The organism is Nevskia sp., assembly GCF_023266035.1.
GTDB lineage: Bacteria > Pseudomonadota > Gammaproteobacteria > Nevskiales > Nevskiaceae > Nevskia.
The window spans coordinates 19,026-28,949 of the sequence record NZ_JAHFRY010000055.1; the positions used below are offsets into that span (position 1 = coordinate 19,026).

Below are 9,924 nucleotides of genomic sequence, written 5' to 3' on the forward strand. Positions count from 1 at the left end.
CCCTCGTCGCAAGCGTCAGAGTGGAGTTCGCGGTCGGATCGTCGAGATGCTCGGCACGGGCCCGATGCTCGCCCAGGACATCCTTGAGCGCGGCGGTTTTTCGCCGGCTTCGCTGTATCTGAATCTGAAGGCCTTGAAGTCGGAAGGCGTGGTCGATACCACCCGTGAAGGCCGTTCGGTGCGCTACACGCTTACCGGTGCCGCCGCCAGCGAAGACAGCGTCGTGGTTGCCAGCGAAGTCAAGATTCGCAAGAAGCCGGGCCGCAAGGCCGGCAGCAAGAATAAGAATATCGCTGCGCCAGCCGCTGGCGATCTGAAGGGCGCCCTCGGCGTGCTGATGGCGCGCCTCGCACCGATCGACAAGGTCGACGAAAAGCTGATGGTGCTGAACCAGCTGGCCGGCTCGCTGCCAGGTCCGGTGTCGAGCATCCTGAAATCGGTCATCGACGACCTGAGCCGTCTTTCCGGCAGAAGCTGATGCGATGACTCCAGTCCCGCTGCAGGCCCTTATCTTTGATGTCGACGGCACACTGGCCGACACCGAACAAGACGGGCATCGGATTGCTTTCAATGGAGCGTTCGAGGCAGCGGGGCTGGACTGGCATTGGGATGTGGCGCGCTACGGTGAACTGCTTGCAGTCACCGGCGGCAAGGAACGCATCCGTTATTACCTGTCACAAAGTCATCCGGCCCTGCTGGATGAGGCGGGTATTAATGAGCGTATCGCCCGGCTGCACAAGGCGAAAACCGCGCTTTATCTGGAACTGGTCGCGGGCGGTGCCCTGCCGCTGCGGCCCGGTGTTGGGCGGCTGATTGCCGAAGCTCGCGCTGCGGGTCTGCGCTTGGCGATCGCCACCACCACCACGCCGGAAAACGTCGCGATCCTGCTCGAGCATTCACTGGCGCCGGGCAGCAGCGCGTGGTTTGAAGTGATCGGCGCCGGCGATGTCGTGCCTGCCAAGAAGCCGGCTCCGGACATCTATCAATGGGTACTTGAACAGCTGCGCTTGCCAGCGTCAGCCTGCCTGGCGCTCGAGGATTCCGAAAATGGATTGCGCGCCGCGCGGGGCGCAGGGCTGACGACCATCATTACCGTCAACCCCTACACCGAGGATCAGGATTTTGGCGATGCTGCCATCGTGCTGTCCGATCTCGGCACATCGACGACTGCTTTCCACTGCATTGCCGGCGATGCCGGCTCGGCCACTCAAGTCGATATGCAAGCGCTGCGGCACTGGCACGCTCGCAGCACACATTAGGATCTGCTCAGGACTCCATTAAGGAGCAACCGGCAAACGCTCCAACGGCTCCGGCATGTCGGCCAACCACCAGGCCAGCGCCGCCGTCACCGCCAAGTTGCGGCGCAGATTCTCCGGCTCCACCTTGTCGAGCGTGTCGGCAGCGCTGTGGTGATAGTCGAAGTAATGGCGGGTATCGAGTTTCGGCTGGAAGCCGGGCACGCCAGCGTCCTGCAAGGGTGAAATATCGGCAGCCACCGAACGATCGCTGCGATCGATCACCGGCGCGCCAATCGAACCCAGCACCTGCCGGAGCGGCTCCAGACGCGCCATCGATGCCGGCGTGACTCTGGCATCGAGGCCGAGCGGCCGCCCCGCCCCACTATCGCTTTCGATCACCGCGATCTGCTTGGCAAGCTGGTCCTTGCGGGCAGCGAAATAAGCCGCCGAACCGCGCAGGCCGTTTTCCTCGTTCATGAACGCGACAAAGCGGATCGTCCTTCGCGGCTGCAGGCCGAGATCCTTCATCAGTTTGAGAGTCGCCATCGCGACAACGACGCCGGCACCGTCGTCGATCGCGCCGGTGCCGAGATCCCAGGAATCGAGATGGCCGGAGACGACGACCACTTCGTCCGGCCGCTCGCGGCCCGGCCAGTCGGCGATCACGTTGTGGCTGTCGGCGTCCGGCAGAGTTTTCGGCGTCAACAGCAGCTGCATCGTCACCGGACCTTTCGCGGCCAGACGCTCGATCAGCAGCGCATCCTCGACAGTCACCGCCGCCGCCGGAATCCGCCGTCCGCCTTCTTCCCAGCGTGTGTCGCCGGCATGCACCTGACGATAATGAGCACCGCCGATCGCACGCACCAGCACCGCTGCCGCGCCCAGTTTCGCTGCCGCGGCCGGGCCCCGGAGACGAGGCACCAAGCCCTGCACATAAGCGGCACCGGCCTGATCGTTGTCGGCCAGGCTCTGGTCGAACGGCACGCTGATCAACACGATGCGGTCGCGCACCCGGGCTTCGTTCAGGCTCAATTCGGCGAGGCTGTGGATCACCAGCACCTCGCGCTTCAAGCCCTTGCCCGGTGTCGCCGTCGAACCGCCGAGCGCGGCCAGCACGATGCGCTGGCTGATGCCTTCCAGTCGGCCCGGATAATCGACCAATTCGGCGCGCTCCTCGCCACGCACCCAATGCGGCACCTTGACGGGCTCCAGACTCACCTTGGCGCCCAGCGCCCGCATCGCATCGGCAACCACGGTAACGGCGGCCGCAGCCTGTTTCGATCCGCTGAGGCGCGGGCCGATGGTGTCGCTGAGCACAGTCAGTTGATCCATCGCGTAATCACTGCGCAGCGCGGCATCGCGCAGATCGGCCAGCACCGCGATGCGCCCCTGCGTCGCCGACGGCTCTTCGTCGGCAGCCACCGCAGCAAGGGACATCAGCAATACGGCAGCGGCCGCGATCCACCGGGGCACGGGCATGAGCATCTCTTTATAGAAGGGTGGCCGGAGTCTACGGCCGTCAACAGCGTGACCCATGAATCAGACGAGCAAGGTTCGCGCCGGATCATGGACAATCCAGCCAACGTCTTTGCCATCTTCCGAGGTGCCCGATGTCCTCCGTCATGCCCGATCTCGTCAACCGTCTCTACCGACTGGCCGCCCGCCCGTTCGGTCTGCCGAAAGCCAGCGACTGGCTGTACGAAACAGCTGCCGTGCCTGCGCCGCAGGACGGCGAACTGTTGATCAAGGTCCGCTACATCTCGCTCGATCCGGCGATGCGCGGCTGGATGAACGAAGGCAGGAGCTACATCAAGCCGGTGGCGATCGGCGAAGTGATGCGCGCCGGCACGCTCGGTGTAGTGGTCGCCTCGAAGCACGCCGGATTCGCCGTCGGCGACTGGGTCACCGGCATCCAGGGCGTGCAGGCTTATGCGATCTCCGATGGCCGCGGGCTGAACAAGGTCGATCCGGCTGCCGCACCGCTGCCGACCTGGCTGAACGCACTCGGCATGCCGGGCATGACCGGCTACTTCGGCCTGCTCGATGTCGGCCAGCCGAAAGCCGGCGAAACCGTGGTCGTGTCGGCGGCGGCCGGCGCGGTTGGCCAGGTGGTCGGCCAGGTCGCCAAGATCATGGGCTGCAAGGTCGTCGGTATCGCCGGCGGTGATGCGAAGTGCGATTTCGTCGTCAACGAACTCGGCTTCGACGCCTGCATCGACTACAAGCGCGGGCCGATCTTCCCCGGCCTGGCCAAGCACTGTCCGGAGGGTATCGACATCTATTTCGACAATGTCGGCGGCGACATCCTCGATGCGGTGATGGCGCGTCTGCGCATGCATGCCCGCATCATCGTCTGCGGTGCGATCTCGCAGTACAACAACACCACACCGATCGCCGGACCGAAGAACTACCTGTCGCTGCTGGTCAACCGGGCGCGGATGGAAGGCATCGTCGTCTTCGACTGGGCGGACCGCTATCCGGAAGCGATCACCGCGATCGCCGGCTGGATGCGCGAAGGCCGCTACCTGTCGCGCGAGGACATCGTGCCGGGCATCGAGCAGTTTCCGGACACGCTGCTGAAGCTGTTCCGCGGCGAGAACTTCGGGAAATTGATCATCGAAGTGGTCTGACCGGCGCCGGACAAGTCCGGAAGGACCCACTTCTGCCGGTCCGCCCACTCATCTGGCAGGCCGCGTCCGGCCTCTGTATAGTGCGCGGCTCGCTGCGTCTGGTCGCGGACGCGGCTTTTGTTGTAATACCCGGAGATTCACATGAAACAGTCATTTGCCATCAGTGCCGAAGTCCGCACGATGCACGGGAAGGGTGCGAGCCGCCGCCTGCGTCGCGAGGGCAAGGTACCCGCCATCATTTACGGTGGCACCGAGAATCCGCAGGCCATCCAGGTCAGCGCCAACGAGCTGATGAAGAGCCTGAAGCACGAGGCCTTCTACTCGGCGATCCTGAACGTCGAAATCGCCGGCAAGGCCGAAAAGGCCGTGCTCAAGGATCTGCACCGCCACCCGGTGCGCAACGACGTGATGCACATGGATCTCCAGCGCGTGCTCGCCAATGTGCTGCTGCGCATGCACATCCCGCTGCACTTCAAGGGCGGCGATGTCGCTCCTGGCGTCAAGGTTGGTGGCGGTGTCGTCGAGCACCAGCAGATCCAGGTTGAAGTCGAGTGCCTGCCGAAGGACCTGCCGGAATTCATCGAAGTCGACCTGTCGGAACTGAACCTCAACGAAGCCGTGCATCTGTCGCAGCTGGCGCTCGGTGAAGGTGTGCAGTTCGTCGAACTGAAGCATGGCAACGACGTTTCGGTCGCCGCCGTGCATCTGCCGCGCCTGCCGACCGCAGAAGAAGTCGCTGAAGACGCCGCCAAGGCTGCCGCCGCAACGCCGGCCGCTGTCGGCAAGGCCAAGGCTGCCGCCAAGGCTCCGGCCGCACCGGCCGCTGCCACCAAGGCTGCCCCCGCGAAGAAGAAGTAAGGCTTCGGGACGGTCCCCGTCCCGGCAGCAACCGACCCGTCCGTTCGCCAGCCGAACGGACGGGTTTTTCATGATGCGAGATCGGAAGCGTGAGCGATGTCGGATAACCGCCTGCGTGCCATCGTCGGACTCGGCAATCCGGGTGCGGAATACGAGCGCACGCGACACAACACCGGTTTCTGGTTCGTCGATGCGCTGGCTTCGGCGTATCGCGGCAGCTTTCGCAGCGAAGCGAAGTTCAAGGGCGAAGTGGCGCGCATCCGCATCGGCAACGATGAGGTGCTGTTGCTCAAGCCGATGACCTTCATGAACAAGAGCGGCGAAGCGATCCAGCCGCTGGCGGCGTTCTACAAGATCGCGCCCGGCGATATCCTGGTCGCCCACGATGAACTTGACCTGCCTGTCGGCACCCTGAAGCTCAAGCGCGCCGGTGGTCACGGCGGTCATAACGGTTTAAGAAGCGTGCATCAGCATCTGGGCGAAGATTACCTGCGCCTGCGCATCGGCATCGGTCATCCAGGCACCAAGGATCAGGTGCTCGGCTATGTGCTCGGCAGGCCGAACAGCGCCGATGACAAACTGATCCGCGACGGCCTGATCGACGCGATGAATGCGATACCGGTCTGGCTCGACCAGACGCTGGAAAAAGCCATGCAGAAGCTGCACAGCGCGCCGCAAGCCGCGCCCCTTTCCAAGCCCCCTTCCAAGTTGTAATCACGCCGCACACAGGATTCGAAACCATGGGCATTCAATGCGGCATCGTCGGTCTCCCGAACGTCGGCAAGTCGACCTTGTTCAACGCGCTGACCAAGGCGCAGATCGCCGCCGAGAACTATCCGTTCTGCACGATCGATCCGAACGTCGGCGTGGTCGGCGTGCCCGATCCACGCCTCGAAGCGCTGGCCAAGATCGTCAAGCCCGTGAAGGTCCTGCCGGCCACCGTCGAGTTCGTCGACATCGCCGGCCTGGTCGAAGGTGCGGCCGAAGGCAAGGGCAAGGGCAACGCCTTCCTGTCGCACATTCGCGACACCGACGCGATCGCCCACGTGGTGCGCTGCTTCGTCAACGACGACGTCATCCACGTGATGGACAGCGTCGATCCGATCCGCGATATCGAAGTGATCGGCACCGAACTCGCCCTCGCCGATCTCGAGCGGGTCACCAAGGCGCTCGATCGTTCGAACAAGCTGGCCAAGTCCGGCAACGCCGAAGCGATCGCCCGTAGCGCCTGTCTGACGCGCGTGCAGGCGCACCTGAACAATGCCGAAGCGGTGCGCGGCATGACGCTGGATGCTGACGAGAAGCTGATCGTCAAGGAACTGCAGCTGATCACCGCCAAGCCGGGCCTGTACATCGCCAACGTCGATGAAGCCGGCCTAGCCGGGAACGAATTCGTCGATCGGGTCAAGGCGCTGGCAGCGAAGGAAGGCGCCACCGTGGTCGTGGTCTGCGCCCAGATCGAAGCCGAAATCGCCCAGCTCGATGACGCTGACAAGAAGGACTTCCTCGAATCCCTCGGCCTCGAGGAACCGGGCCTGAACCGGGTGATCCGCAGCGCCTATGCGTTGCTGGGATTGCAGACCTACTTCACCGCCGGCGTCCAGGAAGTGCGCGCCTGGACGGTCAAGGTCGGCGCCACCGGCCCGCAGGCGGCCGGCGTCATCCACACCGATTTCGAGCGCGGCTTCATTCGCGCCGAAGTCATCGCCTATGACGATTACGTCCAGTACAAGGGCGAACCCGGCGCCAAGGAAGCCGGCCGCTGGCGCCTGGAAGGCAAGGAGTACATCGTCAAGGAAGGTGATGTCATGCACTTCCGCTTCAACGTCTGAGGCCAGACCGAAGCCCGGTGGTCGATGACCGCCGGGCGGTTGCAGGAAATGCCGGCTGGTGCCGATAGCGGTGGATGAGCCTCCTTCCGCGCTTCGCCATGACCCCGTCCAGCCACGACACGCTGATCGAGCGCCTGCGCGCCTGGTCCTGCGAACCCTGCGCAGCACTGTTCGTGATCGACATCCGCCATCTGCGCTCGGTGAACCGCATCGCCGGTGCTGCCGAGGGCGATGCGGTGATCGCCCAGGTCGAACAACTGCTGCATGAATGGATCGGCAAGCACGGCATCGCCGGCCGGCTATGGAGCAATGAATTCGTCGCCGCAAGGATCATCGACCACCCGCAGATGGCGATCGACGACGCCATCGATCTGCGTGATCGCCTGACTGCGCTGCGCTTCCTTGCGCCGCTCGGCGAAAGCCCGGTCTCGGTGTCGATCGGCGTCAGGGTCGTGCGCCCGGGCATCAACTGGATCGAAGCGCTGAGCGAGGCCGGCGAAGCCTGCGAGCAGAGCAAGCAGCTCGGTCTGAATCAGGTCAGCCTTCACAACGCCAGCGGCACGGCGCTGCGCAAGCCGCCGGTCAATGCCGGTGACGTCACCCAGTTCCGCAAGCTGATGGCCGCGGGCCGGCTGTCGCTGCATCCACAGCCGATCATGGACATCCGCCGCGGTGAGCCGCGCCTGCGCAAGGCCGAGTTCCTGCTGCGCATGGAGAAGAAAGGCGTCTACATGCCGGTGCCGGCCGGCACCATCGAGACGCTCGAATACTTCGGCCTGATCAACGAACTCGATCGCTTCTCGACCCAGTTCATCCTCGACTGGCTGGCCGACAACCGCGGCGCGCTCGGCCGTCTGCAGAGCGTGTCAATCAACCTGTCGGCGCGTTCGATCGTCGATGGCCGCTTCATGGACGAACTGCTGCGCGACGTGAAGAACGCCGCCCTGCCACCGGGCAAGCTTTGCTTCGAAATCACCGAAACCGCGGCGATCGAAAATCTCGACATCGCCGCCGACGTGATCCGCACCTTCCGCGCTGCCGGCTGCAGCTTCAGCCTCGATGACTTCGGCTCCGGCCTGTGCTCGTTCGGCTATCTGCAGCGGCTGCCGGTCGATGAGGTCAAGATCGACGGCTGCTTCATCAAGGAAGTGGCGCAGAGCGGCGCCTCCCAGGAAATCGTCCGCGCCATCCACCAAGTCGCCCACGCCACCGGCAAGCGCACCGTCGCCGAGTTCGTCGACGATCCGCGCAAGCTCGCCGCGCTGCGCGAGATCGGCGTCGACTACGCCCAGGGCTGGCTGTTCTATCCGACGGTGACGCCGGAGAAATTTCTCGAGCTGGTCGCCGCGCAGGAGTGAGGCGCCGCTATCGCAAGCCGCCGTTCTTCGCAGCGTGCAGCGCGATCAGATCCTGCATCGTCAGCGTGCCGATAATGTTCTGGGCATCGTCGAGCAGTTCGTAGAGCAGACCATCGCTGCCGCGAATGCTGAACAGCACGATCACGTCCTCGGCGCCGCCGCCTTCGCGGTGCGGTTGCGGATTAGCCGGGCTGATCGTGTAGCTGCCGGTCGGCCGCACTTCCTTGAGTCGGCCGTCGGGCTCGTACAGGCGATGTTCGCCCTGCACGACGAAGGTGTGATTCAAGGCCAGGTGCCGGTGCAGGACAATCTGCTCGTTGGCAGCGAAGCGGAACAACACGTCGGCCGTCTGGCGCGGCGGATCGATGCTCAGCACGGTGTATTCAAGATGCGCGATGCCGTCGATGCGGCTCCACTGGATCTGTCGGTCATCGAAGCGTCCATCGGCCATAGCAGTTCTCCTCGTCATCAGTGCTGCCGTGCCGGTTCGCGACGAACCGGCTGGGTGGCGAGCGGAATCATCGCCGAGCCGCTGGCCCGAAAGATATGAAGGTCCGCCCTATACGAGCCAGGAAATCGGCCCGAGGCCGACGCTGAAAACCAGGCGCATAGCGCCGTTCAGCACGACGAAACGCCCTGAGTGCGGGCGCTCGCAGCCGCGATGTGAATTCATTAGCAATCCGATGGAACTGCGTTAGGACTGCCGGCCGGTCCTGCACCGAGCCTTGCCCCACACCTTCCAGCAGGGCGTGGTCATGGGCGCTTCCGCCATCCGTTTCGAAAACTGGCTGCCGTCGCCGACCAATAGCGGTGTCCAGTGGTGGCCGTCGCCGCCGCCACCCGGAAGCGAGCCGGCAACGACCGAGCCGCGGAAACCCGAGCCTGAACCGGGATCGAACGACGCCCCAGCGCAGCCGATCCCGACGACTGACGATGCCGGCAACACCGGCCGAGATCGGCCATGAGCCAGCTCGTCATCGACGTGATCAGCGGCGAGGAGCTGCGCCGCAACGCCTGGCTGCGCACCGAACTGGCCCTGCTCGCCGCGCCGAGCTACGACGACGCCAGCGCGATCCTGGCCCGCGAAGTCGCCGCCTGCACCCACCTTTACGTCGGCCGCGACGGCCAAGGACAGCTCGCCGGCTTCTTCATGAGCGGCCGCGAAGACTTGAGCGCCGTCCATGGCCTGCCCTTGGGCCTGGCACTGGTCCACGTCGGCTGGAGTGCCTGTCGCGAGGACCTCAAGAACAGCGGCGCGACGATGGCGCTGTTCGAGCGCTGCATCGTCGACACGCAAGTCTGGGAACGCGCGCTCGGCCGCCGGGCGCTGCTGTGGTCGACCACCGCCTCGCCGACGATCTATCTCGGCGTATCGCGCTACCTCGCCAACGTCGAACCGCGTCGCGACGGCAGCTATAGCCGCGACGGCGTCCGCTACGCGCACTGGCTGCGCCAACGCCTCGGCGCACCGGCCGCCGCTGATGGCGAACACCCCTTCGCCCTGCGCGGCATCGCCACCGCCACGCGCTACTCCGCCGCCGAGCGCCAACGCATTGCCCGGGTCGTCGAACGCAAGCAGTTCGGGCTGTTCGCCCAACTCGGCATCGATGAAACCCGCGAAGACCGCCTGATCTTCATCGCCCGTACCCCGGCCCAGATCGGCACCGCCCTGTCGCGCGCCTCGGTACTGGCGCTGATGAGCCGCAACCGCGACGCCCAGCGGAGAAGCGCGTGATGGCCGACCTGTTCGATTTCAATGTCTGGACGGTCAGTGTGCTGACCACCTTCGCCGCCTGCCTGCTCAGCTTCAACTGGGGCATGTACCGCTTCTTCACCGAACCCAGCGGCAGCAACAGCGGCATCGACACCATCAAGCTGCTTGGCACCGCGCTCGGGCTCATCAGCCTGATTGGGATTCCGTTGTTCGGCGTCTTTTCCAGCATCACCGGCAGCATCGCGATGCTGATCTGCGCCGCGAGCCTCACGCTGTTCTGGTGGGCCATCAGTA

General features: G+C 64.7%; 11 protein-coding genes. 9 read left to right on the plus strand and 2 right to left on the minus strand.

Annotated features, from left to right (window positions below; all coding sequences use genetic code 11):
- The first annotated feature begins 46 nt into the window (after positions 1-46).
- On the plus strand, positions 47-478 hold the full coding sequence (locus tag Q0D45_RS10360; protein ID WP_293392242.1) for a helix-turn-helix transcriptional regulator: 432 nt from the start codon (positions 47-49) through the stop codon (positions 476-478).
- Between the two features lie 4 nt (positions 479-482).
- The gene (locus Q0D45_RS10365) at positions 483-1,259 is read left to right on the plus strand and encodes an HAD family hydrolase (protein ID WP_293392244.1); all 777 of its coding nucleotides are present in this window, start codon (positions 483-485) and stop codon (positions 1,257-1,259) included.
- Between the two features lie 18 nt (positions 1,260-1,277).
- Here the strand turns inward: Q0D45_RS10365 and Q0D45_RS10370 are convergent, their stop codons facing one another.
- Positions 1,278-2,717 carry a M20/M25/M40 family metallo-hydrolase gene (locus Q0D45_RS10370; protein WP_293392246.1) on the minus strand — a complete coding sequence of 480 codons (1,440 nt, stop codon included), beginning with the start codon at positions 2,715-2,717 and terminating at the stop codon, positions 1,278-1,280.
- 131 nt (positions 2,718-2,848) lie between these two features.
- On the opposite strand from Q0D45_RS10370, the gene Q0D45_RS10375 reads away from it, so the two are divergent.
- From Q0D45_RS10375 to Q0D45_RS10395, 5 genes are all read left to right on the plus strand, one after another.
- Positions 2,849-3,868, plus strand: a complete 1,020-nt coding sequence (locus Q0D45_RS10375; RefSeq protein ID WP_293392249.1) for an NADP-dependent oxidoreductase — start codon at positions 2,849-2,851, stop codon at positions 3,866-3,868.
- A 141-nt stretch (positions 3,869-4,009) separates the two neighbouring features.
- Entirely contained in the window at positions 4,010-4,726 is a 717-nt protein-coding gene (locus Q0D45_RS10380) for a 50S ribosomal protein L25/general stress protein Ctc (RefSeq protein WP_293392252.1), read from the plus strand.
- Positions 4,727-4,822: 96 nt separating this feature from the next.
- Entirely contained in the window at positions 4,823-5,440 is a 618-nt protein-coding gene (pth, locus tag Q0D45_RS10385; protein ID WP_293392255.1) for an aminoacyl-tRNA hydrolase, read from the plus strand.
- A 26-nt stretch (positions 5,441-5,466) separates the two neighbouring features.
- A complete protein-coding gene (ychF, locus tag Q0D45_RS10390) occupies positions 5,467-6,558 on the plus strand; it encodes a redox-regulated ATPase YchF (RefSeq protein ID WP_293392258.1) in 1,092 nt (363 codons plus the stop codon).
- 74 nt (positions 6,559-6,632) lie between these two features.
- Complete coding sequence (locus tag Q0D45_RS10395; RefSeq protein WP_293392260.1) at positions 6,633-7,916, plus strand: EAL domain-containing protein; 1,284 nt, start codon at positions 6,633-6,635, stop codon at positions 7,914-7,916.
- 7 nt (positions 7,917-7,923) lie between these two features.
- On the opposite strand, the gene Q0D45_RS10400 is transcribed toward Q0D45_RS10395, so the two are convergent.
- Positions 7,924-8,367 (minus strand): hypothetical protein, encoded by a 444-nt coding sequence (locus tag Q0D45_RS10400; protein WP_293392263.1) that lies wholly within the window; start codon positions 8,365-8,367, stop codon positions 7,924-7,926.
- Between the two features lie 510 nt (positions 8,368-8,877).
- Here Q0D45_RS10400 and Q0D45_RS10405 point away from each other — a divergent pair.
- Complete coding sequence (locus Q0D45_RS10405; protein WP_293392266.1) at positions 8,878-9,651, plus strand: hypothetical protein; 774 nt, start codon at positions 8,878-8,880, stop codon at positions 9,649-9,651.
- Positions 9,651-9,924 (plus strand): hypothetical protein (locus Q0D45_RS10410; RefSeq protein ID WP_293392269.1); only part of this gene is annotated, 274 nt, incomplete at its 3' end. The genes Q0D45_RS10405 and Q0D45_RS10410, both read left to right, overlap by 1 nt.

Bases quoted from the DNA above. Each gene is read 5' to 3' on its own strand.
- Q0D45_RS10360 (WP_293392242.1), top strand. From the start codon at position 47: ATGCTCGGCACGGGCCCGATGCTCGCCCAGGACATCCTTGAGCGCGGC.
- Q0D45_RS10365 (WP_293392244.1), top strand. From the start codon at position 483: ATGACTCCAGTCCCGCTGCAGGCCCTTATCTTTGATGTCGACGGCACA.
- Q0D45_RS10370 (WP_293392246.1), bottom strand. From the start codon at position 2,717: ATGCCCGTGCCCCGGTGGATCGCGGCCGCTGCCGTATTGCTGATGTCC.
- Q0D45_RS10375 (WP_293392249.1), top strand. From the start codon at position 2,849: ATGTCCTCCGTCATGCCCGATCTCGTCAACCGTCTCTACCGACTGGCC.
- Q0D45_RS10380 (WP_293392252.1), top strand. From the start codon at position 4,010: ATGAAACAGTCATTTGCCATCAGTGCCGAAGTCCGCACGATGCACGGG.
- pth (WP_293392255.1), top strand. From the start codon at position 4,823: ATGTCGGATAACCGCCTGCGTGCCATCGTCGGACTCGGCAATCCGGGT.
- ychF (WP_293392258.1), top strand. From the start codon at position 5,467: ATGGGCATTCAATGCGGCATCGTCGGTCTCCCGAACGTCGGCAAGTCG.
- Q0D45_RS10395 (WP_293392260.1), top strand. From the start codon at position 6,633: ATGAGCCTCCTTCCGCGCTTCGCCATGACCCCGTCCAGCCACGACACG.
- Q0D45_RS10400 (WP_293392263.1), bottom strand. From the start codon at position 8,367: ATGGCCGATGGACGCTTCGATGACCGACAGATCCAGTGGAGCCGCATC.
- Q0D45_RS10405 (WP_293392266.1), top strand. From the start codon at position 8,878: ATGAGCCAGCTCGTCATCGACGTGATCAGCGGCGAGGAGCTGCGCCGC.